The organism is Amorphus sp. MBR-141 (genome assembly GCF_053628695.1).
The window spans coordinates 88,989-113,576 of the sequence record NZ_JBRJGW010000014.1 but is presented as its reverse complement, the minus strand read 5'-3'; the positions used below and the strand labels follow the sequence as shown (position 1 = coordinate 113,576).

Below are 24,588 nucleotides of genomic sequence, written 5' to 3'. Positions count from 1 at the left end.
GTGGCATTGCTCGACATCGACCGGCTATCGCTTTCGATCGGATCCCACCGGATCCTCGACGACGTGAGCCTCACGGTGCGCGCCGGCGAGACGCTGGGCATCGTCGGCGAGTCCGGCTCCGGCAAGTCGATGACGGCGCTCTCGGTGATGCGGCTGCTGCCGGCGGGCGCACGGCTCACCGGATCGATCCGTCTCGACGGCGAAGACCTGCTGTCGATGTCGGAGCGCGCCATGTGCGGCATCCGCGGCCGCCGGGTCGGCCTGGTGTTCCAGGAGCCGATGATGGCGCTCAATCCGGTCCACACCATCGGCGCCCAGATCGCCGAGGCCGTGCGCCTGCACCTGCCCCTCTCGCGCGCCGAGATCGAGGCGCGGGTCGCCCGGCTCCTCGACCGCGTCGGCCTGGCTTCCCAGCACGTTGGGCCGGACCGCTATCCCCACCAGCTCTCCGGCGGCCAGCGCCAGCGCGTGGTCATCGCCATCGCGATCGCGGCCGATCCGAGGCTGCTGATCGCCGACGAGCCGACCACCGCGCTGGACGTCACCGTGCAGGCGCAGATCCTCGCCCTCCTGAAGGACATCGCGGCGGCCGACGGGGCGTCGCTGGTGCTGATCACCCACGACCTGGCTGTGGTGGCGGAGACCGCCGAACGGATCGCGGTGATGAAGGACGGCCGCATCGTCGAGGAGGCAGCCACCGGGGACCTGTTCGATGCCCCGGAGAGCGAGGAAACCCGCCGGCTGATCGCGGCGACCACCGCGGCGCCGCGCCCGGTGCCGCCGCCGCCCGCCGACGCGCCGGTGCTGGTGGCGGCGGACGGCGTCGACCGGGCCTATCCCCTGCCCCGCACGTCCCTGTTCGGCCCGCGCCGCCAGGCGCGGGTGCTCCACGACGTGTCGCTGGCGATCCGGGCCGGGGAAAGCGTCGGTCTGGTCGGCGAATCGGGGTCCGGAAAGTCGACGCTGGCGCGCACCATCCTGGCCCTCGACCGGCCGAACTCGGGCACCGTCCGGTTCCGCGGAGAGGACCTGTTCGCACTGCCGCCGGCGGCGTTGCGTGCGCTCAGGCCCGGCATGCAGGCCATATTCCAGGACCCGTACGGCAGCTTCGATCCGCGCCAGACCATCGCGCGGATCGTCGGCGAGCCCCTGCATCTCCTCGGCGCCACCTGTGCTCCGGAGGAGCGGCAGCGGCGGATCGTCGGGGCGCTGGAGCAGGTCGGCCTGTCGGCGGCGGACGCCGAGCGCTACCCGCACCAGTTTTCCGGCGGCCAGCGCCAGCGGATCGCCATTGCCCGTGCGATCGTCACCCGGCCCGCGCTGGTGGTCGCCGACGAGCCGGTCTCCGCCCTCGACGTGTCGCTGCAGGCCCAGGTGCTGGACCTTCTCGCCCGGCTGCGGCTGGAGATGAACCTGGCGCTCCTCTTCATCTCCCACGACCTGACGGTGGTGCGCGCCGTCACCGACCGGGTCTGCGTGATGAAGGGCGGCGAGATCGTCGAGACCGGCCCCACCGCCGAGGTGTTCGCCGCCCCGCGCCATGCCTACACGCGGGCGCTGCTCGAGGCTGCGCCGTCGCTGGAGCGGGCGCTGGCACGGCGCGCAGCCAAGGCCGGAACGCGTGCGCCCACGGCAGGTTAGCGGAGGCTTGGCCGGCGACCCGGCCGGCATCCACCGCCGGCTGCGTCTCCGGCGTTGCGGCGCGCCCGGCAACTCGTTAGAAGGCTGTCACACAGCTGCCGGCCGCCGCGCGGCCGGCCGGCCCGGCACCGAGAGCTCTCCCGTTCGGTTCGAACGATCCGGCCGAGGAGGAATGGCTCAAGGGTTTGACTCCGGAGCCATTTCTGACCGACCGGATGCGTCCATCTGGTTGGAAGAGGCTCCGGGCGCCGCGGCATTGGGGCGTGGCCAAGCGGTAAGGCAACGGGTTTTGGTCTCGTGATCCCAGGTTCGAATCCTGGCGCCCCAGCCACCTTCAGATGTTCATTCGTCCGTCCGCACCGGTGCACCCGTGATGGCCCGCTCGGCGGCGCGCGCTCCGGCTTCCTCCGCCGGAGCGCGGCCTGATCGGCCCGATTGCCGTCGCGGCGCCCGGGGACCCTCGCCTATCCGAGCTTGAAAAGCTCCAGCGCGTTGGTGCGCCCGATCTTGCGGCGGTCCGCCTCGCTGATCGGCGCGGCATCGAACCACTCGGCCGCATGGTCGACGTTCTCGAACGGCCAGTCGGTGGAAAACAGGATGTGGTCCGCACCCACTTCGAGCATCGAGGCGATCAGCGCCTGGGTGCGGAAGTTGCCCGACGTGGTGATCCAGAAATTCTCCTGGAAATACTCGGCGATGCGCCGTTTCGCGGGATATTTCGGGGTCGTGTCGACCCAGGCGTTGCGGTTGTCGACGCGCCACATGTTGAACGGCAGGCCCTCGCCCATGTGGCCGATGACGATCTTCAGGCCGGGGTGGGCGTCGAACAGGCCGGAACCCATCAGCCGCAGCGCGTGCACCGCCGTTTCCTGGGCGAACGCCCAGGTCGGGCCCATCAGCCACGGGTGGCCCTCGTAGATCTGCGCCATGGAGGGCAGCGGGTTGCGCGGGTGGAGATAGAAGGGGAAGCCGAGGCGCTCGACCGCCTCCCAGAACGGCCGGTACTGGGGCAGGTCGTAGTAGACCGCCGCGCCCTCCTGCGCCGTCTGGGTGAAACCGTTGACCAGCGCGCCGCGGAAGCCCAAGTCGTTGATGCAGCGCTCGTATTCGCGCGTGGCCTGGTCCGGGTCCTGCATCGGCAGCGCCGCGAAACCCTGAAACCGGTCCGAGCGCCGCGCCACCGCCTCGGCCAGGAAGTCGTTGGCGCGCCGCGCCGTTTCGACCGCCGCCGTCGTATCGGTCATCGCCTGGATGGTCGGCGCGTTGAGCGACAGGATCATCATCTCGACGCCGTGGGCGTCCATCTCGGCGAGCCGCCGGTCGTGGACGTCGAGCAGGCGGCCGCTCAGTTCCCGCCAGTGATCCTCCGGCACGAAGCCGGCCGAATCGAGAAGCGTCTCCTCGATCGCGAAGTGCTCTTCGAGCGCAATCTTGCCCTGCATGCGTTTCCCATTCTTGTCGTTGTGGTCCCGGGCGCTCGCTCGGCGCCGCCGGTCGTCTGCGCAATCGACGCTAGGATGATTTATTCTCATTTGCAATTAATTTTGCGCACATGCGCACGGATCCGTCCGCCCGAAAGCGCCCGCAAACGGGGATCGTGCGGGCGTTCCGGCGCCGGCCCGGGTCCGTGCGCACCGAGCCGCGATCGGGCCGAACGCGCGCCAATGCGCAGGCTCTGCGCAGCGGACGGGCACGTTGCGCCGGGTCCGGATGGCGGATTCCGGACCGAAACGGCCACGGAACGGCACATTACTTGACGACGCCAAGGAAATTTCCGGCTCCGCAACGCCATTCAAGCTGCACCAAACTGCGCTTTCGGGGGGTACTTCTGCGCGATTGCCCACCCACCCCGGGTGCGCGGTTGCGCACGCGCATGAAGCCGCGCACGCCTGCGCCAATGCGCGCTGGTGCGCGCATGCAAACTGTAATGTACGGTATACCAAACTCGCGAATCCGGTCGGCGGCGACCGGCGGGTGACGCGCACGACCGGGAGGATAAAACGATGAAGTCGGCTCGCAAGACATCCGCGCCGAAGGCGGCCCCGGAGGACGCCTTCGCGCGCCTGAAGGGGATGATAAACCACGACGTCGTGGTGATCGAATCGCTGCCGCGGCCCGGCTTCCAGGTCGGTCCGCTGCTGTCGGAGCATCTGGACTTCATGATCGACCTGGAGAAGCGCGGGCTGCTGTTCCTGTCCGGCCCGACGATCGAGGCGGATGGGGCGATCGGCCAGGTCGGGCTGACGGTGCTCAACGTCCAAACGCTGGAAAAAGCGCGGGAGATCTGGTCTGAGGAGCCGTTCTTCAAGGCCGGGCAACGCGATGCCGAGTTTCGCCTCTGGCGGCTCATGGAGGGGGCCCTCAACCTCACGATCTCGTTGTCCGACATAAAGGTCGGAATAGTCCGGAGCACGTAATGGCCTCACCGCGAACCGCCGCAGCCGAAACCGCCCCCGTCCGCAGGAAAGCGCCGGCCAAACGGCCGGTGCGCCGCGGCGGCCGCTTCACCGAGGAGCGGCGCAAGGAGATCATCGAAGAGGCGGCGCAGCTGTTCATCGAGCGCGGCTACGAGAACGTCACCATCGACGACATCGTCGAGCGGATCGGCGGGTCCAAGGCCACCGTCTACTCGCGCTTCGGCGGCAAGGACGAACTGTTCGCCACCGTCATCAAGGCCTATTGCGCCCGGGTCGTCGGCGCCCTCGACACCCATGAGGACCCGACGGCCCCGCTCGCCGACCAGCTCCGGACGATCGGCACGGCGTTCCTCGACACCGTGCTCAGGCCGGAGACCATCGAGCAGCACCGGCTGATGGTGTCGATCGGCAGGAAGTTCCCGGACGTGGGCAACGTGTTCTACGACGCCGGCCCGCGCTCGGCCTCCGCCGCCGTCAGCCTCTGGGTGCAGCGCCAGCAGGCCGCCGGGCGGCTGATCGCCGGCGATCCCTACCGGCTCGCGACCCTGTTCCTCGACATGCTGACCGGCGAGCACCAGCTCGCCCGGCTGGTCTCCGTCGAAGACGTCTCCAATCCGCAGACCGTGGCGGCCACCGTGGACCTGGCGGTCCAGGTGTTCCTGCGGGGCACCGAAACGGCGCCCCGCGCGGGCGAGGCCTGAGGCTCGCAAGCCTCGGACGGCGACCTGCCCGTCAGGCCATCGTGTTGACGATCTCGCCGATGCCTTCGATGGTCACCCGCACCTCGTCGCCGGGCTTCAGGAACTCGCCCTTGGGCGTGCCGACGCCGGCCGGCGTACCGGTCATGATCAGGTCGCCCGGGTGCAGGGTGATGATGGCCGACAGATCGGCGATCTGGTCGGCCAGGCTGAAGATCATCTGGCTGGTGCTGGACGCCTGCTTGGTCACCCCGTTGACGCTCAGCCCGATCTTCAGGGCCTGGGGATCGGCGATGGCGTCGGCCGGGACGATCCAGGGCCCGAGCGGGCACGCCCCGTCGAAGGACTTGTGCGCCACCCAGTCGAACTTGAACGGCGAGGAGGCGGCGATCTGCTCGCGCTTCATGCGGTCGCGGGCCGACAGGTCGTTGCCGACGGTGTAGCCGAGGACGTGATCGAGGGCATCGGCGACCGAGACGTTCTTGGCCGTCCTGCCGATGACGGCCACGAGCTCGGCCTCCCAGTCGACGCCCTGTGAGGGAAGCGTCACCGTCTCGCCGGTGCCGACCACGCTGCGGCCGGCCTTGATGAAGTGCCAGGAGGTCAGGCCGCGCGACTTCGGGTCCGCCTCGAGTTCCAGGCCCTGTGCGCGCGCCATCTCCTCGACGTGGTCGGAGTAGTTGGCCCCGGCGCAGTAGATCTCGCCCGGATAGAGCAGCGGCGCCAGCAGCCGGACCTCGCCGAGGGGCCGGCCCGCTCCGGCCGATCCGGGATCGGCGGCGATCGTCTCCAGCCGGCCCTTCGCCGCCGCCCAGTCGCCGGCGATGCCGAGGACGGTGGCGTCCGCGGCGCGGCCGGTCGCCGCCTCCACGTCGTAGACGGTGTCGCCGACGAGGACGCCGGCGCGCGGGCCGTTGCCCGCGTCGTAGGTCAGAAGCCTGTATCCGCTCATGGGTGCGTTTCGATCCCTCTTGTTGATGTGCCGCCGCCCGACGTTTCGGGTCGGCGTTGTCGGCGCGATGGCGCGGTCCGGCCGGCGGATAGCGACGGAGAAGCGGCCCCGCCCGGGCGGTGCGCCCGGCCAGGCTCCCTGCCCCCGCAGCGGCCTCGCCCCGGTTACCGGCCCTTCAGCCGCCCTTCAGCCGCCCTTCAGCGGCCCCTTCCGGCAACCGCCTCACGACGCGAGACGATTGCCGATTGGTGTAAGGTAACGTATAGTACAGAAATCGGACGGCGACCAGATCCATGCGGGCTCTGTCGGGTGCAGGACGTTCGCGCCACCGCACCGTGCCGACCGGCATTTCCAAGCCGAATTCCAGAAAACACGACACGCCCGGGAGGCCTTCATGATCAGAGTGAAACGCATCGCGCACGCCGCGTTCCTGACGCCGGACATCGACCGCCAGATCGCCTACTACACCGAGGTCATGGGCCTCACGCTGGTCGAGCGGGAGGCGGATACGGCCTACCTCGCCAGCACCCTCGACCACCACTCGGTCGTGCTGCGCAAGGGCGAAGCCAAGTGCGACCGCCTCGCCTTCCAGATCGCCCCCGACGGCGACCTGGAAGCCTTCGCCAAGCAGGTGGAGTCCCACGGCATCAAGGTGGAGCGGAAGTCGTCGCCCGAGCCGACGATCCCGGAGATGATCTCGTTCGCCGACCCGAAGGGCACGATCCTGGAGGTGTTCCGCGAGCGCGCCTTCACGCCGCAGAAGTTCAACGAGAAGGGCATCGTGCCGCTGAAGCTCGGCCACGTCGCCTTCAACGTCGTCGACGTGAAGAAGGTCGCGGCCTTCTACTGCGACGTGCTCGGCTTCCGCGTCTCCGACTGGATGGGCGACTTCTTCGCCTTCCTGCGCTGCGGCCCCGACCACCACACCATCAACCTGGTCGACAGCCAGCGCGCCAAGGTCCACCACATCGCCTTCGAGCTGCGCAACTGGGGCCATGTCCAGACGGCCGCCGACTACCTCGCCACCCACGGCTATCCGCTGGTGTGGGGCCCGGGCCGCCACGGCATCGGCCACAACATCTTCACCTACCACCACAATCCCGACGGCCACCTGACCGAGCTGTTCACCGAGCTGGACCAGATGAACGACGAGGAGCTCGGCTATTTCGAGCCCCGCCCCTGGCACCGCGACCGCCCGCAGAAGCCGAAGGTGTGGCCGAAGGACCCGTTCTCGGCCAACCTCTGGGGCATCACCCCGCCGGACGGCTTCCTGGACTGAGCGGCGCTTTCAGGGCGACGAGACGGAGGCCGCGGGTGAAACCGCGGCCTTTTTCTGTTTGGAGCTAGATCGGCAGCGCTTTGGGCGGTTGGAAATGGGCTCCTCAGCTGTCGGCGGTCTTGTCGTATCGGGTGGCGAGGCGGCGTGAGCAGCGCAGCTTGTTGAAGCAGTGCTCGACACGGTTTCTCAGCGCGTAGACTAAGCCGGCGATCTGGACAGGGTTCTTGCGGTTTCGGCCTGCCGGGATCATCGGAACTGCGTCGGCGGCTTGAAGCGATGCGCGGATATGGTCGCTGGCATAGCCTTTGTCGGCCAGCAGGACGCGCGGGACACCGCCAGTTATCCCGATTACAAAAACTTATGGTCATTCTCTTCCGACGGATAGTTCCGTGGGGCATCTCCGCGGAACCGCCGCCCACCATGGTGGGCGGCGGTCCGCGATGATGGATTGCTGTTCAGGCAACGCCCGGCCTTGCCTGGCTCAACGCAGCTACGAGAGCTTCCGCCGCCTCTGCAGAGGACGCCGGGTTCTGGCCGGTGATGAGCTGGCCATCCACAACCGTATGAACGCCCCAGTCCTTCACCTTTGAAAACACTGCGCCCTGGCCGATCAACTCGTCCTCGACCAGGAACGGCACGACCTTGGTCAGGCCAACGGCCTCTTCTTCGGTGTTCGTGAAACCGGTCACGTAACGGCCCTCAACGAACGAGGAGCCGTCTGCATTCTTGACGTGACGCAGGACGCCCGGAGCGTGGCAGACCAGCGCGATCGTCTTGCCGGCTGCGATGAAGTCTTCGATCAGCCGGATGGAGTTCGGATCTTCGGCGAGGTCCCACATCGGCCCGTGACCACCGGGATAGAAAACCGTATCGAAATCCTTCCGGTCGATGCTGTCGAGGCGCACAGTCGCGGCAAGCTGGGCATTGGCTTCCGCGTCGTTCTTGAAACGCTCCGTATCCTCCGTCTGGAAGCTCGGCTCGTCGCTCTTCGGGTCGAGCGGCGGCTGACCGCCCTTCGGCGAGGCGAGCGTGATTTCGGCCCCGGCGTCCTTGAAGACGTAGTAGGGAGCGGCGAGTTCTTCCAACCAGAACCCGGTCTTCTTGCCGGTGTCGCCAAGCTTGTCGTGCGAAGTCAGTACTATGAGAACTTTCATCGTCGTATCCTTTGGTCATGCCGCGCTCTTGCAGGCTGCGGCCGGGCTGGACCGATCTCGATCAGCCACATTGGCCTTTCGATGAAGGGAACATGGCATCGATCGAGATATTTAAAAAATTTACTTGTTTGATTTTAGATATTCACGTGAGAGCATATCTCGATGAAGTACGACCTCAACCTGCTGCCCGTCTTCCTGGCCCTCATGGAGGAACGGAGCGTCACGCGCGCCGCCAGCCGGCTCGGGATAACGCAGCCGGCACTCTCGAACTCGCTCAATCGCCTGCGCGATATGCTCCGCGACCCGTTGTTCATCCGCGAAAGGTACGGGATCAAACCGACACAGCTAGCCGAAGAGATCGCTCCAACGATCGAAGCCGCTCTGGCGCAGCTCGACGAAGTGGTCGTCCACCAGCAAAATTTTGAGCCCTCCGATGCGGATCGCCAGTTTCTGATAGCGCCGAACAGCTATGTGGAGCTGGTGCTGATGCCAGAGCTGGTCGCGAGGCTGCGGGAGCAGGCGCCAGGTATCAAGCTTCGAATGACTCCATTCGGTAACGATCTCGCCGAGACCGGCGTGATGTCAGGGACGACCGCAATGGTGCTGGGAAGGATCGTCGATCCCCCGGACAATCTCGTCGTTCAGCATCTGATGGACGACGCACTTGCCTGCGTCGTGCGACGCGACCATCCCGATGTCGGCGACACCCTTTCTCGAGACCAGTATGAGAGCCTCAAGCATGTGAACGTGCTTCCGCCCGGTCGTATCCGGGCCGGCCTTTTTCAAGCATTGGGAAAGCAGAACCTCAAGCGGGAGGTTGCCGTCTCCGTAACGCATTTCCTCGCAGTCCCGGAGATGATTGCCGTCACCGACTACTGTGCGACTTTGCCTATACAAATCTGCCGCGGTCTTGAGCGCGATCCTCGCCTCAAGGTGCTTCCAGCTCCTGTCGATCTGGGAACCTTCCCGGTCGAACTGGCTTGGCATGTGCGGTATCGTCATGATCCCGCGCACAGGTGGCTACGGTCGACGATCATTGATGCCGCGCAATCGCTTTCCACCCCCAAGCAACGCTGAGCTATGTCGCCGACCGGATCAGCGTCGATTCCACCATGTTCGCAACCTAGCCCGCGCGATTATCATAAGCGCCGACAGCGATCATGTGCCAGCAGGACGGCGAGTCAGGGCACGGTTCCCAGGTAAGCAGGTTTTTGTTGCGACGCCTCCCGGGCGACACGGACACGCGCGCGAACTGTTGAAGGTCTGCAATTCGGGCATGCAGATCACGCCGGGCCGGATAGCAAAAAGCCTTTTCCCGCCACCGTCCTTGACGCCCGCGGCGAGGTGGCGGCCACACGCCCTGCGCCGTATGCGCCACCTCCCGAGACCTCAATCTGAGGCGCTGCCCCGGCCCCCGGACCGCCTCACGCCGTCTTCGGTTGCGGCAAAGCGCGGATGACTTCGATCATGCCGGCGACGTCCATGGCGCCCATGCCGTCGGCGATGCCGCGGCGGTAGAGGTCGGCGGCGCAGTTCATCAGCGGGGTGGCCGAGCCGTGCTCGGCGGCGAAGTCGCCGATGAGATCGAAATAGTGGGCGAGCTGCTGGAACTCGCCCTGGGCCGGCATGAAGCGGCCTTCGGCCATCCACGGCGCGCGGATGGCGAACTGGGTGGAGCCGCCGCTTCCCTCGGCAACCGCCTTGATGAGGGTGGCGGGATCGACGTCGGTTTTCAGCGCCAGCGCCATCGCCTCGGCGGTGGCGGCGATGTTGACGATGACCAAGAGGTTGTTGATGAGCTTGACGGTGGCCGCCGTGCCGATCGGGCCGAAGTGGTACCAGCCCGGCGCGAACGCCTCGACGAGCGGCGCGATCGCCTCGCAGGCCGCCTTGTCGCCGCCGAGATAGATGACGGCCTTGCGCGCCGCGACCATGCCCGGCGTGCCGCTCACCTCGCCGTCGAGGAAGATGGCGCCACGGGCGGAGAGCGCCTGCTCCTGCCGCTTGAGCGCCGACAGCGCGTGGGAGCCGAACTCGACGACGATCTGGCCCGGCCGCACCGCACCGGCCACGGCCTGCATGACCTCGTCCAGCGCCGCCTCGTCCGGCACGCAGGAGAAGACGACCTCGGCCTTCTCCGCGACCTCGGCGGCCGAGCCCGCCGCGACGCCGCCGGCCGCCTCGAACTCGGCCAGCGAGCTGCGGCGATAGCCGATCACGCTGACGCCGCGCTCGATCAGATTGCGACAGATCGGCAGCCCGATCTTGCCGACGCCGATGAACCCCACCTGATACATGCGTTCCTCCCGGTTCCTGTGCGTTTCCCGGCGGATTCTTCCGCCTGATCTTGTCTGTCTGAGCGTGTCTGCGCGTCAGCCCGCGCGGGCGCGGCCGCCGTCTGGCCCGCAGCGCCTCCAGGCCGCCGCGCGCGCAACCGCGACCGGCCAGGCGGCCCGCTCGGGGACGCGCGCACCGGGCGATGATACTGTCAGGAAAAACGGGGCGGGACCGCCGGGGCCGGCCGCGCGGCGCGCACCGCACGGCGGACGGCCGCTGGCACGGATGCGATCGCGAGCATGTGGCGGCATGATCTCACTCCCCGTCGGCTCGTTCTTGCGAAGGGGTCCCTCGCCGCGGCCGTCCGAGCAGAATACTGCACCTTATTTGTATATGCAATTATCTAATACGAAGCGCTCAGCGCCGAATTTTCCGACAAGGCGCTGTAATATATCAGAGATTTATCAGTTCTGAACGGTACGGTACAATTATGCCATAAAAGCACCCGGCCCGCAATCTGGCATTGGCGGCGGCGGGGCGGGTGTCCGGCCGATGCACCCTCCGCCGCGACGGAGACGCGCCGGAACGCGCCCGAAAGCCGACGAAAGCGCCGGTTTTCCGAGGGTTTCGCACGGCCTTCCGTCATCCGCACGCCCTCGTCCGAGCCCGGATCCGCCGGCATCCTCCGCGCCCGGGGAAGCCTTGCCTTCGAAATACGGATCCACGCGCGTCAATTGCTATTGCAAATAATCCCGTTTTGGCGTTGAGTTGATACGGTTGCGGCTTCGCAGGCCCGGAGGAGTGGCAGGCGGAGCGGCACGGCAGGACACCAAGATCCCGCGACGGGACAGGACGCAGGACGGAACCACCGTCCGCACGGGAGGGAGACCCATGAAGGCTGTACACCACGCCGCCTGCGCGGCGGTCATCGGGCTGTTCGCTGCCTCTGGCAGCGCCCAGGCGACCGAAACCATCGATCTCACCATCGCGGCAAGCCACCCGGCGACGGTGCCGTGGGTGTCGGGGCTGAAGAACTTCTTCATGCCCGAGGTCGACCGGCAGCTGGAAGCCGCCGGCGGCAACTACAAGATCAACTGGCAGGAGGCCTTCGGCGGCCAGCTCTACAACGCCGGCGCGACGCTGACCTCGGTCGGCGACGGCGTCACCGACGTGGGCTGGGTGTTCGTGGCGGCGGAATCCTCGCGGATGCCGCTCAACAACCTCTGCTCCGAGCTGCCGTTCCTGACGCCCGACGCCACCAAGATCCTGCCGCTGATGCGCGACATGACGCTGGAATCGCCGGCGCTGCAGGAGGAATGGAAGCGCGCCAACGCCGTGTTCCTGGGCGTCTCCGGCCGCGACACCTTCGACCTGTTCACCAAGGAGATGATCCGCTCGTTCGACGAGCTGCAGGGCAAGAAGCTGCTGGCGCCGGCGGCCTTCGCGCCGCTTCTGGAGGGGACCGGCGCGGTGCTGGTCGATGGCGCCCTGCCCACCTACTACACCTCGCTGCAGACCGGCGTCGCCGACGGCGCCATGTCGATGGCGACCGGCTTCATGCCGATCCGCGCCTACGAGGTGGCGCCGAAGATCGCCGTCGTCGACATGGGCGCCGGCTGCGGCGGCGCGGTGGCGGTGAACGCCGACCGCTGGGCCGACATGCCCGAGGAGGTGCAGGCCGCGCTGATGGAAGGCGGCAAGGTCTACACCGAGAAGCACGCCGAGCAGCTCAACCAGCTGCACGAGGTGATGATGAAGAAGATGCAGGAGGCCGGCGCGCAGGCCGGCGTCGAGATCTTCGTGTGGCCGGAGGCGGAGCGGGTGCGCTGGGCCGAGGCCCTGCCGCCGATCGGCGCCGAGTGGAAGACGCGCCACCCCGACGATACGGCGCTCCTGGATGCCTACATGGACGGGCTGCGGGCGCGCGGCGTCGAGCCGCTGCGCCAGTGGGACAAGGAATAGCCGTCCCCTTCCCGCCGTCCCGTCCAGCGCGATCCGCCGGGTGCCTGTGTGCCCGGCGGATCGGCATCGCAGCCGCCCGTCCGTCGCGCGAGGCGGCATGCCGTCCTTTCGGCTCACACCACCGGTGGTCCCTCCCCCATGCATCCAGCTGACCCGACCCGCGCCAACGCCATCGGCCCCAAGGGCTACGGCCGCTTCGTCGAAGGCCTCGCCGCCACCGGCTCGATCCTGACGATCGTCATCGCCGTGCTGATCGCCGCGGACGTCTTCGCGCGCAACCTGTTCAACCTGCCGCTGATGGGGGTGGTGGAGCTGGTGGCGATGTTCGTCGTGGCGGCGATCTTCCTGCAGCTGCCCGGCAGCATCCGCGCCCGGCGCATCGCCCGGGCGGAGATCTTCCTCGACCCGCTGGTGGCGCGGCATCCCCGCTTCGGGCGGATGGTGCTGGTGCTCTACGACCTCGCCGGCCTCGCCGTGTTCGCGGTGATCGCCTACGCCACCTGGCCGCGGCTGGAGCGGACGTGGGTCTACGACGAGTTCATCGGCCACGCCGGCTCGTTCACCTTCCCGGCCTGGCCGCTGCCGGCGATCATCCTGTTCGGCTCGCTCGCCTGCGCCGTCCAGTACGGGCTGGCCGCCTTCGGCACCGCCCGCGACCTCGCCCGCGACGCGCGCCGCCCGGAGACACGGGCATGACCGGCATCGAGATCGGCCTGGTCACCGTCGTGGCGATGATGGTGGCGATCTATCTGGGCATCCAGATCCCCATCGCGCTGATGCTGTCGTCGTTCCTCGGCATCGCCTGGCTGCGCTCGCCGGAGCTGGCCGCCCGCATGGCCGCCGGGGCGGCCCAGGACACCGCCCAGGACTACCTGTTCGCCGTGGTGCCGCTGTTCGTGCTGATGGGGCTGGTGATCACCATCGCCGATGTGGGACGAGACGGCTTCGACGTCGCCCAGCGGCTGTTCCGGCGGATGCGCGGCGGCATCGGCGTCGCCACCGTCGGCGCCAACGCGGTGTTCGCCAGCGTCACCGGCATCTCCATCGCCTCCGCCTCGATCTTCACCCGCATCGCGGTGCCCGAGATGGTGCGGCGGCGCTACCGCAAGCGCTTCGCCGTCGGGCTGGTGGCGTCGTCGTCGATCATCGGCATGCTGATCCCGCCGAGCCTCCTGATGATCGTCTACGGCATCGTCGCCGAGGTCTCGATCGGCAAGATGTTCATCGCCGGCATCCTGCCCGGCCTGCTGGTGACGCTGCTGTTCGCGCTGCAGATCGTCTGGCTGGCGCATTTCCGGCCGGACGTGGTGTTCGAGGCGCCCGGCGTGCACGACGAGGAGATCCAGGCGGCCGCCGACGAGCTGGAAGGCGGGTTCGGCTGGATGGCGCGGCGGCTGCTGCCCATCGCGTTCCTGATCGTGGTGGTGCTCGGCGGCATCTACGGCGGCGTGTTCACGCCGACCGAGGCGGCGGCCATGGGCCTGCTCGGCTCGATCGTCATCGCGGTGCTGCGCCGGCGCATCACGGCGAAGGGGTTCTGGTCGATCCTGGTGGAGACCGGGCGGATCAGCTCGGCGGTGTTCTTCCTGATCATCGCCGCCAGCCTCTACAGCCGCATGCTGGCGCTGACCGGCCTGCCGGATGCGGCGGCCGACTTCCTCGCCACCGCGGGGCTCGGCCCCTACGGGTTCCTGCTCTGCTACGTGGTGCTGATCATCGCGCTCGGCTGCCTGATCGATTCCATCTCGATCATGCTGATCGTGCTGCCGGTGGCGCTGCCGGTGGCCGCCCACATGGGGATGGACCCGATCTGGTTCGGCATCGTCACCATCCTGGCGGTGGAGATCGGGCTGATCACGCCGCCGTTCGGCCTCTCCGTCTTCACGGTGAAGGCGGCGCTCGACGACGACAGCATCAGCGTGAAGGACATCTTCGCCGGCTCGTGGCGCTTCGTCGTCGGGCTGATGCTGGCGGTGGCGATCGTCGCGGCGTTCCCGTGGCTGGCGACCGGGCTGCTGTGAACCGGGGGGCGGACCACGCCCCCCGCGCTTCAGGGCCCGGCTAGCCGGAGACCAGCAGGCGCACCGCGGCGAGCGACAGCGCCGGCACGAAGGTGATCAGCGCCAGCGCCACCAGGTAGACGAAGAAGAACGGCACCACGCCGCGATAGATCTCCTTCAGCTCGATCTCGAACACCGACTGGGCGACGAAGATGTTGATCCCGAACGGCGGGGTGAACAGCCCGATCGCCAGGTTGACGGTGATGACGATGCCGAAGTGGACCGGGTCGATGCCGGCCGCGAGGATGACCGGCAGCAGCAGCGGCGTCAGCAGCAGGATCGCCGACAGCGGATCGATGACGCAGCCGATGGCGAGCAGCAGCAGGTTGATGACGATGAGGATCAGCCAGGGCGGCAGCGACGCGGGCTCGACCCAGGCGATCAGCGCCGCCGGCACCTGGTTGACGGTCAGCAGCCACGAGAACACCCCGGCGCAGGCGATGATGATGAGGATCTGCGCGGAGAACGTCACCGTCGCCAGGCCGGCCGCCCAGAGATCCTTCAGCGTCAGCTCGCGGAACACCAGCCGGGTCACCGCCGCCGTGTAGACGCACGCCACGGCGGCCGCCTCCGTCGGCGAGAAGATGCCGCCGTAGATGCCGCCGAGGATGATCGCCGGCGCGCCGAGCGCCCAGATGCCGCGCCCGAACGCCTGCAGGAAGGTGCGGCGGTCGAACGGCTGGCCCTCGTCGCTGCCGCTGCGGCGCCCGTGCCACCAGGTGTAGGCGGCGAGCAGCGCCACGATGAGCAGGCCGGGGACCAGGCCCGCCGCGTAGAGCCGCGGGATCGACTGCTCGGCGGCGGCGGCATAGACGATCATCGGGATCGACGGCGGGATCACCACGCCGACGGCACCGACGGCGGCGATCAGGCCGGCCGAGAACGGTGCCGCGTAGCCGGCCTCGCGCATCGACGGATACATGATCCGGCCGACGGTCGCGACCGAGGCCGCGCTGACACCGGAGATCGCGCCGAAGATGGCGCCGGTGCCGATGGTGGTGAAGCCGAGGCTGCCGTGCACCGGCCCGACGCAGGCCCGCACGAACGTGACGAGCCGGCGCGCGACGCTGCCGCGCTCCATCAGCTCGCCGGCGAAGATGAAGTACGGGATCGCCAGCAGCGCGTAGGCGTTCACCGAGCCGAACAAATTCTGCTGCAGGGCCGCCAGCGGCATGTGCATGAACACGGCGAGCGCCACGCAGGACGCCGTCAGAAGCACCAGGAAGACCGGGAATCCGAGGACCAGCAGGAGGACCGGCAGCAGGCCGAGGGCGAAACTCATGGCCGCGGCCCGGCGTCGGTGGTCTGGCGCACCCGGGCCAGCGCCGCGACGCCGCGCAGCGCCACCACGGCGACCATGATGGCGAAGCCGACCGTCACCGTCGCGTGCGGGATCCACATGGGAACGTCGGACATCGGGCTGTGCTGGCCGAGTTTGTGGAGGCGGCGGACGTAGTCGTAGGAGTGGTAGCCGGCGAAGCCGAGGACGCCGACCGTCACGCCCCATTCCAGCACGGCGAGGGCGGCCTTCAGCCGGGCGGGCAGCATCTGGCGGACGACGTCCATCCGCAGGTGCCGGTCGCCGACGCTGACCAGCCCCGCCCCGATGAAGGTGATGGCGATCAGGATGAACACCTGGATCTCGTCGCCGCCGAGCAGGCTCCAGCCGAAGACGGCGCGCCCGGCCACGTTGACGACGCTGATGACGATCGCGGCGATCAGGGCGATCACCAGCAAAAAGCGGATCGGCTGGGCGACCCGCTCGACGGCACGTTCAAGCATTCCGTTTCCCCCGGGCCCGGCCGGTCACAGACCTGGCCACCTTCCCCCGATCACGCCGGCGCCGGACGCCGGCACGGCAGACGCCGGGGCGGAACCGCCCCGGCGCGCGTCACCCGCTACTGCCGGGTCTTGTCGGCGGCGGCCTTGAGGAAATCGTAGTCCTCCTTCGCCGCGGGATTGTCGGCGAACACCTTCGGCAGCGCGGCCTCCGAGGCCGCGAGCACGGTGGCGGCGCCGTCCGGCGAGAAGGTGATCAGCTCGCCGCCGTGCTCGGTCCAGGTGGCGAGCGTCCGCTCCAGGTTGCCGGTGTTCCACTCGGCGGCGACGCCGATCGCCCGCTCGGCCTCCTCGTGCACGATCGCTTCCAGCTCGTCGCCGAGGGAATCGAGGAAGGCGCTGTTGGCCATCGCGGCGACGATCAGGAACGCGTTGGGCATGGTCGTGAGCGGCTTGGCGACGTCGTAGAACTTGAACGCGGTGAACACCGCCGAGCTGGCGATCTGGCCGTTGATGACGTGGTTCTGCATGGCCGGCAGCACCTCGCCCAGCGGCATCGACAGCGGCGACGCGCCGAGCGCCTCGAGCGGCAGGACGTGGATGGGCGTGGCGCCGGGCGTGCGGATCTTCTGGCCCTTGAAGTCTTCCGGTGCGCGCACCGCCTTGTCGGAGAGCAGCATCATCGGCCCGTGCGGGTAGACGACCAGCGGCTCCATGCCCTGCTCGTTGCCGAGCGTGGCGAAATGCGCGCGGACGGCGGGATCCGACAGGGTGCGGGCCGCGTGGCCCATGTCGTCGAAGACGCCGGGGATGTCGAACACCTCGAAGCGCGGATCGAGGCCGACGAAGAAGCCGGATGCCGGTGCCGTGACCTCGATGGTGCCAAGCGCCACGCCCTCGACGGTCGCCGGGATCTGGCCGAGCTGGTTGGCCGGATAGAGCTCGACGGCGATCTTGCCGCCGCTGCGCTCCTCGACCCCCTTCTTGAATTCCGTCATCCAGACTTCGGTGACGTCGTGGATCGTCGGCGACGAGACCTTGATGACGTAGTCCTGGGCGAGTGCCGGCTGTGCCAGAGCGGCAAGCGCGGCGGCGGCGGCAAGGCCGCGAACGAACGATCCGACCATGGTTCCTCCCGTTTGATGTGGTTCTTGACGGGCGGCTTGCTGCCGGCCCTTCGTTTCAGGCTGTCAGTATTGGCCCTGCGGGTCGAGGCCGAACAGGTGCTGGCCGTACATGCTGGCCACCGCATCGCCGTTCAGGCTGATGTGCGAACCGGCGCCGTGGATGTCGCGCCAGAAGCGCTGCAGCGGACTGCGCACCGACAGTGCCGCCCCGCCCGACGCCTCGAACAGCCGGTCGACCGCGCCCACCAGAAGCCGGGTTGCGAAGGCGTGGTCGCGGCGGTTGCGCAGGCGCAGATCGATGTGGTCGGTCGCGCCGGCGGTCACCGCGTCCAGCGTCTCCTTCAGGTCGCGGAAGACGAGCAGCTCCGCCGCATCGATGGCGGCCGTGGCCTCCGCCGCACGGATCTGGATGGTCTGGAAATCGGCCATCTGCTTCTGGCCGCCGGCGACCGCGCCCCGGGTGACGCGGCTGCGGACATTTTCCAGGAACACGTCGCGCGCGCCGCGCGCCATGCCGAGCGCCGGGCCGACGAGACACGTCGGCACCACGGCCAGGAACGGCAGCCGGTAGAGCGGGTTGCGGTTGGTCTCCGCGCCCGGCGGATTGCCGGCGAGCAGCGGCGCAAAGGGGACGGCGCGGTGGGCCGGTACGAACTGGTCGTCAACGACGATCGTCTTCGAGCCGGTGCCGGCGAGCCCGGCGGTGAACCAGTCGTCGTCGATCGCGTACTGGGCCTTGGGGACGAGGAAGAAGCCGGGCTGCATGCCGCCGTCGCCGGTCGGGATGCGGCCGCCCAGGATCGCCCAGTCGACGTTGTCGCAGCCGCTGGCGAAGCTCCAGCGGCCAGAGATGCGGAAGCCGCCCTCCACCGCCTCGGAGCGGCCGGTCGGCGCATAGGAGACGGCCGAGATGGCGTCCGGGTTGGTCGACCAGACCTCCTGCTGGGCTTCCTCCGGGAAGCAGCCGATGAGCCACTGGTGGACGGCGCCGAGGCTGTAGACCCAGCCGGTCGAGCCGTCGCCGCTGGCGACCGTCGCCACCGCCTCGACGAAGACATCGAAGCCGTATTCGTAGCCGCCGAAGCGCTTCGGCTGGAGGATGCGGAACAGGTCGGCGTCGCGCATCTCGGCGATCAGATCCGGCGACACCCGGCGCGCCTGCTCGGTCTCCGGGGCACGGTCCCGGGCGATTTCGGCAATCCGCGCGGCGCGGCCGATGAGATCGGCGACCGCCGGCCGAGCGTCCTGTTCTGCGGCAAGTGCGAGCGACATCGCGTCCTCCCTCGGTTCTTGTTCGTTGCCAGGATCGTAGAGGCGCCCCGCCGGCCGCGCAATAAAATAAATTGCATCTGCAAATAAAATATCCGAACCTTGGCGGACCGATCCCGGGAAACGGGCCGGTATCGGGCGGAAACCAGCCGATCGCGGCGACCGGTTCAAAGCCCGGAACCCCGGGCCCATTCCGCGAATCGGATGTCATTCGCGAATGCAAGTAAATGGAGATCCCCCCATGCGCGATGCCCGGCGAGAGGCAGCCCGGCCTCCAGCACCCGCCCTGGCACCGGCCTTCCGGCTGGCCATGCGCCGGCTGGCGGCGACCGTGTCGGTGATCTCCCTCGGCCATCCGGACGGCCGCCACGGCATCACCGCGACGGCGGTGACCTCGCTGTCGATGGAGCCGCCGGCGCTGCTCGTCTGCGTGAACCAGGCCGGCTTCTTCCACCGGCTCCTGGAGCAGGAAACGCGCTTCTGCGTGAACCTGCTTCACAGCGAGCACGCCGACGTTGGCCTGGCGTTTGCCGGCAGCGAGCCGGCCGACCGGCGCTTCGCCCGGGGCGACTGGGACGAGGACGCCGACGGCGTGCCGTTTCTCCGCAACGCCCAGGCCAACCTGTTCTGTGACAAGGACCGCCAGATCGCCTACGGATCACACAGCATCTTCATCGGCTCGGTGCGGCGGGTGGAGGTGCGCGAGGACATCGCGCCGCTGATCTATCAGGACGGGGCGTTCCTGCGCCCCGAAGCCCGGCCCGGATCGCCCGGCTGACGGCCGGGATGCGGCCAAACGGGCTGTCCTCCCGGGCGTCACTTTGTGCTAGAGCGCCGCACGTTCTGATGGACTCAGAACGGCGCTCCAGCATCCTGTTCCGGAGCCATTTCTGATCGATCAGGTGTGACCACCTGATCGGAAAAGGCTCTAGCTGGCCACGCGAGACTGCGCGCCACACCGTGTCGGAGAGGTCATTTGGTCAAGAAGCCGGATCAGGCAGAAGCGGGAGACGGGAGCCTTCGCGACTCCTTCATCCTCTCCGAATTCCTGCCATACCTCCTCAATCGGGCCGGCGTGCGCATCGGCCTCAGCTTCGCCAAGGACATCGCCCACACCGGCGTCACGCTGCCGATGTGGCGCGTGCTCGTGGCGCTCTGGCAGAACGGCGACCAGCGCCTCGGCGAGCTGTCGGAGCGCACCAGCATCGACATCTCGACCCTGTCGCGGCTGCTGCTCCGGATGCAGCGGGAGGGCTACGTGGTGCGGCGCCGGTCGGGCCTCGACGGGCGCGCCCTGAGCCTCACCCTCACCGCGGAGGGGCGCGAGATCACCGAACAGATCATTCCCGTCGCCTCGCGCTACGAGGACGTGGCGATCCGCGGGATGAACCCGGCCGACGTGGCGCGCCTGAAGCGCCTGCTGGTCAAGCTCTACGCCAACATCGAGGCGCTGGACGCCCGCGCCGACAAGGCGGCCCCCGACGAGCGCGAGGAATAGCCCTCCCGGCCGGCGCGCGGCGGCAGCCCTATTCCTCGGGTTCGGTGGTGAAGGCGAGCGGATAGCCCATCTGCCGGCCGGCATCGGTGGCCCGCGTGGCCTTGGTCTCGGCCACGTCGCGCGGGAAGACGGCGACGACGCAGGAGCCCTTCTGGTGGGCGGTGATCATCACCCGCAGCGCCTCGTCCTCGGTCATGCCGAACTCCGCCTTCAGCACCATCACCACGAACTCGCGCGGCGTGAAGTCGTCGTTGAGCAGGATCACCTTGTAGAGGCGCGGCCGTTCGACCTTCGGCCGGACGGTGGCGCGCGGCCTGGTTGTCTGATCGCTCATCGGCGCCTCCGGCTGGAGCATGTCCCGTTCGGGTCATTCCGACCCGCCCGCGGCGGACGGAGCAGGATATCGGCTCGGGCGGGCCCTGGCCAACCCATCGGGCGCGGCCACGGCCGCTTCCAGGCTCCCTGCGCCGATATGATGCAGCGGCCGCCCGACGGCAAGACGGGCGCGCGCCGGCCGCGCCCGCGACGCCTCAGAAGATCGGCTTCGATCCGGCGCCGATGCCCGCCGCGCCGCCTTCCAGGCCGTTGGCGCCGTAGAGCCACTCGATGGAATCGAGCCACTCGGTCTGGGTCTTGGAGCGCATCAGCAGGTTGCGCAGCTGGGCGTGGGCGCCATCGGGGTGGAAGATGTAGTCGCCGACCCAGCGCGACTGCAGCTGGACGCGCGCCGTGCGCGGGGCGCGCTTGGCCTGGTAGGCCGGAAAGGCGCGCTCGGCATCGCCCGAGGCGGCCTCCATTTCGGCCGACAGGCAGACCGCGTCCTCCATCGCCATGCAGGCGCCCTGGGCCATGTACTGCATCATCGGGTGCGCCGCGTCGCCCAGCAGCGTCGCGCGGCCGTCGGTCCAGTCGGTCACCGGGTCGCGGTCGCACAGCACCCAGAGCTTCCAGTTGCGGCCGCGCTCGATGACCTGGCGCGGGCGCGGGTGGACGTGGTCGAAGCCGCGCCGCACCATCTCGGTGTCGACGGGCAGCCCCATCACCGGCTCCGGCGCGTCGTTGTGGTAGGTGACCACGAGGTTGAACGCCTCGCCGCCCTGCAGCGGATAGTGGACGATGTGGCACTTCGGGCCGCCCCACAGCACCGAGGCATTCCAGCGCAGGTCCTCCGGCATGTCCGCGGTTGGAATCACCGAGCGATAGGTGGTGTGGCCGGAGACCCGCGGCAGGCCGTCGCCGACCAGCCGCTTGCGGATCTTCGACCACAGCCCGTCGGCGCCGATCAGCGCGGAACCGGCGACGCGGCTGCCGTCGGCGAGGATGGCGCTGACCGTCGCCCCGTCCTGCGCGTAGTCGACCACCTGGGCGCTGGTGCGCACCTCGACCAGATCGCTGGCGGTGCAGGCGCGCACGAACACCTGGTGCAGGTCGCCGCGATGGACGACCGCGTAGGGATCCTTGAAGCGCCGCACGAACTCCTCGTCGACCGCCAGGTTCATCACCTCCTCGCCGGAGATCGCATCCATGAACCGCACGCTGTCCACGTAGACGGCAAGCGCCCGCGCCGCCTCGCCGACGCCCAGATAGTCGAAGGCGTGGAACGCGTTGGGGCCGAGCTGGATGCCGGCGCCGATCTCGGAGAGCTCGGCCGCCTTCTCCAGCACCAGCGAGCGGAAGCCCTTGCGGGCGAGCCCGCAGGCGGCGGCCAGGCCGCCGATGCCGCCGCCGACGATGAGGATGGGTCTGTCTTCGGGCATGGGCGCCCTCCCCCGTGCTTGCTTTTCGAACCCGTCTCTGGGGACGGGATGTTGTTAAGTCGTATACTTATCATTAGTATACGTGTCAATTATGGGACGCGTGCCATCAGCCAAACGGGGACGACCGATGCTGGAACTCTGGGAGATGCCCGGCCATCTGATCCGCCGCCTGCACCAGGCGTCGGTGTCGCTGTTCCTGGAGGAGGTCGGCGCCGCCGGCCACACGCTGACGCCGGTGCAGTTCGCGGCAATGTGCGTGATCCGCGCCAATCCCGGCCTCGACCAGGCGACGCTGGCGGGCCTGATCGCCTACGACCGGGTGACCATCGGCGGCGTCGTCGACCGGCTGGTGCAGAAGGGGTTCGTGCGCCGCCGCACCAGCGCCCGCGACCGCCGCGCCCGGGAACTGGCGCTGAGCGAAGCGGGCGAGGAAACGGTCGAGAAGGCCACCCCCGCCGTGCGACACGCCCAGGTGCGGATGCTGGAGGGGCTGGACCCTGACGAACGCGAGGTGTTCCTGCGGCTCCTCACCAAGGCCACCGCCGCCGCCAACGACCACAGCCGCGCGCCGCTGAAGACGGCGGGGTAGGAGCGAGCCCGCTCAGGCGGCGAGATCGCGCCGCTTCGCCAGCCACGCCAGCGTCTTGCGCCAGCCGCCGAAGACGAAGAAGTGCGCGTACACGTCGGCATCGGGGGCGAGGCCGGCGGCGTCGATGCCGGCGATGACGTCGGCCGGGTCGCGGTCCGAGGCGACGCTGAAGATCGCGCCGGGCGACTTGCGCAGGACCGACAGCGACGGCCCGACGCCGCAGCGCACCGCGAAGCCGACGAGCTTGGCGAGCGAGGTGACGCCGGCCAGGCCGAGGCGCAGCTCCATGCCCGGATGCGCGGCGGCGAACCCGGCGGCGAAGCGGCCGAGCCCCTCCCCGTCGAATCCGAACTGCGACACCGCCGCCGGCCGGATGCCGCGCGCGGCGCAGAGTTCCAGCTTGCGGGCGAAGGCGGCGTCGAGCAGCGGTGCCGCGACGGTCGGGTGCCCCTCCGGATGGACCGCGAGGTAGGCGGTGCGGATGCCCGTGTCGGCCAGCGCGGGATGGCCGAGCAGATCCGCCGCCTCGCCGAGCGGCCCGTGCGGCGTCGCCGGATTGCCGCCGACGAACAGCGCATCCTTCACGCCCGCCTCCGCCAGCCGCGCCAGATGGACGACGTAGGCCTCGGTGCTGTCGAAGTTCCGGGCGCCGAGATGCGGCACCGGCCGGAACCGGCGCTCCACCAGCGTCCGCGCCGCGTCGGCCTGGGCCGGGAGCGACTTGCCGGCGATGTGGGAGAGGAAGACGGGCGCGCCCGCCGGGAACACGGCGGCGTCCGGCGCGAAGTCCGCCACCTCGCCGGGCGCCAGCTCCAGCGACACCGGCCGCGCCAGAAGGCCATGCGCCGCGGCCTCGCCGCCCGTGCTCGGAGCCGCCGCGTGGTTCACTTCGCCACGGCCGCCGGCTGGCGCAGCAGGCCCTGCATCACGTGGTCCGAATGGAGCGCGCACTTGAGGTCGTCGACCAAGTCGACCCGCTCCCAGGAGAAGCCGCCGTCGGCCTGGGCCTCGCGGCCGAAATGGCCGTAGGCGGAGGTGCGGGCGTAGATCGGCCGGTTGAGGCCCAGATGGTCGCGGATGCCGCGCGGCGTCAGCTTCATGACGTGGCGGAGCGCCCTGGCGACCTTCGCCTCCTCGGTGTTGCCGGTGCCGTGGAAGTCGACGTAGAGCGACAGCGGCTCGGCGACGCCGATGGCGTAGGCGAGCTGGATCGTGCAGCGCTGGGCGAGCCCGGCGGCCACCACGTTCTTGGCGAGATAGCGCGCCGCGTAGGCCGCCGAGCGGTCGACCTTGGTCGGGTCCTTGCCGGAGAACGCGCCGCCGCCGTGGGGTGCCGCGCCACCGTAGGTGTCGACGATGATCTTGCGGCCGGTCAGCCCGCAGTCGCCGTCCGGCCCGCCGACCACGAACTTGCCGGTCGGGTTGACGTGCCAGACCGTGTCCTGGTCGACCCACGACGACGGCAGCACCTCGCGGATGAACGGCTCGACGATGGCGCGCACGTCGGCGGACGTCAGCGTCTCGTCGAGATGCTGGGTGGACAGCACGATCTGGGTGACGCGCACCGGCCGGCCGTGCTGGTAGGCGACCGAGATCTGGCTCTTGGCGTCGGGGCCGAGCAGCGGCGCCTCGCCGCTCTTGCGGGCCCGGGCGAGCCGCTCGAGGATCTTGTGGGCAAAGTAGATCGGCGCCGGCATAAACTCCGGCGTCTCGCGGCAGGCGTAGCCGAACATGATGCCCTGGTCGCCGGCGCCCTCGTCCTTGTTGCCGGCCGAATCGACACCCTGGGCGATGTCGGCCGACTGGGCGTGCAGCAGCACCTCCACGTCGCAGGTGTTCCAGTGGAATCCGGCCTGCTCGTAGCCGATGTCGCGGACCGCCATCCTGGCCACATGGGCGATGAAGTCGCGGGTCAGCGTCTCCGGGCCGCGGGTCTCGCCGGCGATCACCACGCGGTTGGTGGTGGTGAGCGTCTCGCAGGCGACGCGGATGTCGGCGGGGTTCCAGCCGGCGGCCACGCCCTCGCGGAAGAAGGCGTCGACGATCTCGTCGGAGATCCGGTCGCAGACCTTGTCCGGGTGGCCCTCGGAAACGGATTCGCTGGTGAAGACGTAGTCGGACTGCGCCAT

At 68.9% G+C, this 24,588-nt stretch carries 23 protein-coding genes, 1 tRNA gene and 1 pseudogene; 12 read left to right on the top strand and 13 right to left on the bottom strand.

Going from position 1 to position 24,588, the window contains the following annotated elements; translation table 11 throughout:
• Entirely contained in the window at positions 1-1,641 is a 1,641-nt protein-coding gene (locus tag ACSSVZ_RS18360; protein ID WP_453972175.1) for an ABC transporter ATP-binding protein, read from the top strand.
• Between the two features lie 257 nt (positions 1,642-1,898).
• Positions 1,899-1,972, top strand: a tRNA-Gln gene (locus ACSSVZ_RS18355).
• Positions 1,973-2,105: 133 nt separating this feature from the next.
• Here ACSSVZ_RS18355 and ACSSVZ_RS18350 read toward each other — a convergent pair.
• Complete coding sequence (locus ACSSVZ_RS18350; RefSeq protein ID WP_453972174.1) at positions 2,106-3,083, bottom strand: amidohydrolase family protein; 978 nt, start codon at positions 3,081-3,083, stop codon at positions 2,106-2,108.
• Between the two features lie 561 nt (positions 3,084-3,644).
• Here ACSSVZ_RS18350 and ACSSVZ_RS18345 point away from each other — a divergent pair.
• Positions 3,645-4,058 carry a YciI family protein gene (locus ACSSVZ_RS18345; RefSeq protein ID WP_453972173.1) on the top strand — a complete coding sequence of 138 codons (414 nt, stop codon included), beginning with the start codon at positions 3,645-3,647 and terminating at the stop codon, positions 4,056-4,058.
• Positions 4,058-4,759, top strand: coding sequence for a TetR/AcrR family transcriptional regulator (locus tag ACSSVZ_RS18340; protein ID WP_453972172.1), 702 nt, complete (start codon positions 4,058-4,060; stop codon positions 4,757-4,759). The genes ACSSVZ_RS18345 and ACSSVZ_RS18340 overlap by 1 nt, the downstream gene beginning before the upstream one ends.
• A gap of 31 nt (positions 4,760-4,790) precedes the next feature.
• Here the strand turns inward: ACSSVZ_RS18340 and ACSSVZ_RS18335 are convergent, their stop codons facing one another.
• Positions 4,791-5,708, bottom strand: a complete 918-nt coding sequence (locus ACSSVZ_RS18335) for a fumarylacetoacetate hydrolase family protein (protein WP_453972171.1) — start codon at positions 5,706-5,708, stop codon at positions 4,791-4,793.
• A 394-nt stretch (positions 5,709-6,102) separates the two neighbouring features.
• On the opposite strand from ACSSVZ_RS18335, the gene ACSSVZ_RS18330 reads away from it, so the two are divergent.
• Positions 6,103-6,987: a VOC family protein gene (locus tag ACSSVZ_RS18330; protein WP_453972170.1), complete on the top strand. Its 885-nt coding sequence runs from the start codon at positions 6,103-6,105 to the stop codon at positions 6,985-6,987.
• A gap of 103 nt (positions 6,988-7,090) precedes the next feature.
• On the opposite strand, the gene ACSSVZ_RS18325 is transcribed toward ACSSVZ_RS18330, so the two are convergent.
• Positions 7,091-7,303, bottom strand: a complete 213-nt coding sequence (locus tag ACSSVZ_RS18325; protein WP_453972229.1) for a transposase — start codon at positions 7,301-7,303, stop codon at positions 7,091-7,093.
• A gap of 139 nt (positions 7,304-7,442) precedes the next feature.
• Positions 7,443-8,141, bottom strand: a complete 699-nt coding sequence (locus ACSSVZ_RS18320) for a type 1 glutamine amidotransferase domain-containing protein (RefSeq protein ID WP_453972169.1) — start codon at positions 8,139-8,141, stop codon at positions 7,443-7,445.
• A gap of 162 nt (positions 8,142-8,303) precedes the next feature.
• On the opposite strand from ACSSVZ_RS18320, the gene ACSSVZ_RS18315 reads away from it, so the two are divergent.
• Positions 8,304-9,218 carry a LysR substrate-binding domain-containing protein gene (locus ACSSVZ_RS18315; protein ID WP_453972168.1) on the top strand — a complete coding sequence of 305 codons (915 nt, stop codon included), beginning with the start codon at positions 8,304-8,306 and terminating at the stop codon, positions 9,216-9,218.
• A 347-nt stretch (positions 9,219-9,565) separates the two neighbouring features.
• On the opposite strand, the pseudogene ACSSVZ_RS18310 reads toward ACSSVZ_RS18315, so the two are convergent.
• Positions 9,566-10,486 (bottom strand): annotated as a pseudogene (locus ACSSVZ_RS18310) (NAD(P)-dependent oxidoreductase); the annotation flags it as partial.
• Positions 10,487-11,309: 823 nt separating this feature from the next.
• Here ACSSVZ_RS18310 and ACSSVZ_RS18305 point away from each other — a divergent pair.
• The 3 genes from ACSSVZ_RS18305 (at position 11,310) to ACSSVZ_RS18295 (ending at position 14,401) form a co-directional block, all read left to right on the top strand.
• Complete coding sequence (locus ACSSVZ_RS18305; RefSeq protein WP_453972167.1) at positions 11,310-12,380, top strand: C4-dicarboxylate TRAP transporter substrate-binding protein; 1,071 nt, start codon at positions 11,310-11,312, stop codon at positions 12,378-12,380.
• Positions 12,381-12,518: 138 nt separating this feature from the next.
• The gene (locus ACSSVZ_RS18300; protein WP_453972166.1) at positions 12,519-13,076 is read left to right on the top strand and encodes a TRAP transporter small permease subunit; all 558 of its coding nucleotides are present in this window, start codon (positions 12,519-12,521) and stop codon (positions 13,074-13,076) included.
• Positions 13,073-14,401, top strand: coding sequence for a TRAP transporter large permease (locus tag ACSSVZ_RS18295; protein ID WP_453972165.1), 1,329 nt, complete (start codon positions 13,073-13,075; stop codon positions 14,399-14,401). The genes ACSSVZ_RS18300 and ACSSVZ_RS18295 overlap by 4 nt, the downstream gene beginning before the upstream one ends.
• Positions 14,402-14,441: 40 nt before the next feature.
• On the opposite strand, the gene ACSSVZ_RS18290 is transcribed toward ACSSVZ_RS18295, so the two are convergent.
• From ACSSVZ_RS18290 to ACSSVZ_RS18275, 4 genes are all read right to left on the bottom strand, one after another.
• A complete protein-coding gene (locus ACSSVZ_RS18290) occupies positions 14,442-15,722 on the bottom strand; it encodes a TRAP transporter large permease (protein ID WP_453972164.1) in 1,281 nt (426 codons plus the stop codon).
• Entirely contained in the window at positions 15,719-16,222 is a 504-nt protein-coding gene (locus ACSSVZ_RS18285) for a TRAP transporter small permease (protein ID WP_453972163.1), read from the bottom strand. The genes ACSSVZ_RS18290 and ACSSVZ_RS18285 overlap by 4 nt, the downstream gene beginning before the upstream one ends.
• A gap of 116 nt (positions 16,223-16,338) precedes the next feature.
• Positions 16,339-17,346, bottom strand: coding sequence for a TRAP transporter substrate-binding protein (locus tag ACSSVZ_RS18280; RefSeq protein ID WP_453972162.1), 1,008 nt, complete (start codon positions 17,344-17,346; stop codon positions 16,339-16,341).
• Positions 17,347-17,409: 63 nt separating this feature from the next.
• Positions 17,410-18,618, bottom strand: coding sequence for an acyl-CoA dehydrogenase family protein (locus tag ACSSVZ_RS18275; protein WP_453972161.1), 1,209 nt, complete (start codon positions 18,616-18,618; stop codon positions 17,410-17,412).
• A gap of 238 nt (positions 18,619-18,856) precedes the next feature.
• Here ACSSVZ_RS18275 and ACSSVZ_RS18270 point away from each other — a divergent pair, with 238 nt between their 5' ends.
• Both ACSSVZ_RS18270 and ACSSVZ_RS18265 read left to right on the top strand, forming a co-directional pair.
• Positions 18,857-19,393, top strand: coding sequence for a flavin reductase family protein (locus ACSSVZ_RS18270; RefSeq protein ID WP_453972160.1), 537 nt, complete (start codon positions 18,857-18,859; stop codon positions 19,391-19,393).
• Between the two features lie 198 nt (positions 19,394-19,591).
• Complete coding sequence (locus ACSSVZ_RS18265) at positions 19,592-20,113, top strand: MarR family winged helix-turn-helix transcriptional regulator (protein WP_453972159.1); 522 nt, start codon at positions 19,592-19,594, stop codon at positions 20,111-20,113.
• Between the two features lie 28 nt (positions 20,114-20,141).
• On the opposite strand, the gene clpS is transcribed toward ACSSVZ_RS18265, so the two are convergent.
• Positions 20,142-20,447: an ATP-dependent Clp protease adapter ClpS gene (gene clpS, locus ACSSVZ_RS18260; protein WP_453972158.1), complete on the bottom strand. Its 306-nt coding sequence runs from the start codon at positions 20,445-20,447 to the stop codon at positions 20,142-20,144.
• A gap of 196 nt (positions 20,448-20,643) precedes the next feature.
• Positions 20,644-21,870: a 3-hydroxybenzoate 6-monooxygenase gene (locus tag ACSSVZ_RS18255; RefSeq protein WP_453972157.1), complete on the bottom strand. Its 1,227-nt coding sequence runs from the start codon at positions 21,868-21,870 to the stop codon at positions 20,644-20,646.
• Positions 21,871-21,997: 127 nt separating this feature from the next.
• Here ACSSVZ_RS18255 and ACSSVZ_RS18250 point away from each other — a divergent pair, with 127 nt between their 5' ends.
• Positions 21,998-22,459, top strand: a complete 462-nt coding sequence (locus ACSSVZ_RS18250) for a MarR family winged helix-turn-helix transcriptional regulator (RefSeq protein WP_453972156.1) — start codon at positions 21,998-22,000, stop codon at positions 22,457-22,459.
• Positions 22,460-22,471: 12 nt separating this feature from the next.
• Here ACSSVZ_RS18250 and ACSSVZ_RS18245 read toward each other — a convergent pair whose 3' ends face one another.
• Both ACSSVZ_RS18245 and metK read right to left on the bottom strand, forming a co-directional pair.
• Positions 22,472-23,347 carry a methylenetetrahydrofolate reductase gene (locus ACSSVZ_RS18245; RefSeq protein WP_453972155.1) on the bottom strand — a complete coding sequence of 292 codons (876 nt, stop codon included), beginning with the start codon at positions 23,345-23,347 and terminating at the stop codon, positions 22,472-22,474.
• Positions 23,344-24,588: a methionine adenosyltransferase gene (gene metK, locus ACSSVZ_RS18240; protein WP_453972154.1), complete on the bottom strand. Its 1,245-nt coding sequence runs from the start codon at positions 24,586-24,588 to the stop codon at positions 23,344-23,346. The genes ACSSVZ_RS18245 and metK overlap by 4 nt, the downstream gene beginning before the upstream one ends.

Bases quoted from the DNA above. Each gene is read 5' to 3' on its own strand.
- ACSSVZ_RS18350 (WP_453972174.1), bottom strand. From the start codon at position 3,083: ATGCAGGGCAAGATTGCGCTCGAAGAGCACTTCGCGATCGAGGAGACG.
- ACSSVZ_RS18345 (WP_453972173.1), top strand. From the start codon at position 3,645: ATGAAGTCGGCTCGCAAGACATCCGCGCCGAAGGCGGCCCCGGAGGAC.
- ACSSVZ_RS18340 (WP_453972172.1), top strand. From the start codon at position 4,058: ATGGCCTCACCGCGAACCGCCGCAGCCGAAACCGCCCCCGTCCGCAGG.
- ACSSVZ_RS18335 (WP_453972171.1), bottom strand. From the start codon at position 5,708: ATGAGCGGATACAGGCTTCTGACCTACGACGCGGGCAACGGCCCGCGC.
- ACSSVZ_RS18330 (WP_453972170.1), top strand. From the start codon at position 6,103: ATGATCAGAGTGAAACGCATCGCGCACGCCGCGTTCCTGACGCCGGAC.
- ACSSVZ_RS18320 (WP_453972169.1), bottom strand. From the start codon at position 8,141: ATGAAAGTTCTCATAGTACTGACTTCGCACGACAAGCTTGGCGACACC.
- ACSSVZ_RS18315 (WP_453972168.1), top strand. From the start codon at position 8,304: ATGAAGTACGACCTCAACCTGCTGCCCGTCTTCCTGGCCCTCATGGAG.
- ACSSVZ_RS18305 (WP_453972167.1), top strand. From the start codon at position 11,310: ATGAAGGCTGTACACCACGCCGCCTGCGCGGCGGTCATCGGGCTGTTC.
- ACSSVZ_RS18300 (WP_453972166.1), top strand. From the start codon at position 12,519: ATGCATCCAGCTGACCCGACCCGCGCCAACGCCATCGGCCCCAAGGGC.
- ACSSVZ_RS18295 (WP_453972165.1), top strand. From the start codon at position 13,073: ATGACCGGCATCGAGATCGGCCTGGTCACCGTCGTGGCGATGATGGTG.
- ACSSVZ_RS18290 (WP_453972164.1), bottom strand. From the start codon at position 15,722: ATGAGTTTCGCCCTCGGCCTGCTGCCGGTCCTCCTGCTGGTCCTCGGA.
- ACSSVZ_RS18285 (WP_453972163.1), bottom strand. From the start codon at position 16,222: ATGCTTGAACGTGCCGTCGAGCGGGTCGCCCAGCCGATCCGCTTTTTG.
- ACSSVZ_RS18280 (WP_453972162.1), bottom strand. From the start codon at position 17,346: ATGGTCGGATCGTTCGTTCGCGGCCTTGCCGCCGCCGCCGCGCTTGCC.
- ACSSVZ_RS18275 (WP_453972161.1), bottom strand. From the start codon at position 18,618: ATGTCGCTCGCACTTGCCGCAGAACAGGACGCTCGGCCGGCGGTCGCC.
- ACSSVZ_RS18270 (WP_453972160.1), top strand. From the start codon at position 18,857: ATGCGCGATGCCCGGCGAGAGGCAGCCCGGCCTCCAGCACCCGCCCTG.
- clpS (WP_453972158.1), bottom strand. From the start codon at position 20,447: ATGAGCGATCAGACAACCAGGCCGCGCGCCACCGTCCGGCCGAAGGTC.
- ACSSVZ_RS18255 (WP_453972157.1), bottom strand. From the start codon at position 21,870: ATGCCCGAAGACAGACCCATCCTCATCGTCGGCGGCGGCATCGGCGGC.
- ACSSVZ_RS18250 (WP_453972156.1), top strand. From the start codon at position 21,998: ATGCTGGAACTCTGGGAGATGCCCGGCCATCTGATCCGCCGCCTGCAC.
- metK (WP_453972154.1), bottom strand. From the start codon at position 24,588: ATGGCGCAGTCCGACTACGTCTTCACCAGCGAATCCGTTTCCGAGGGC.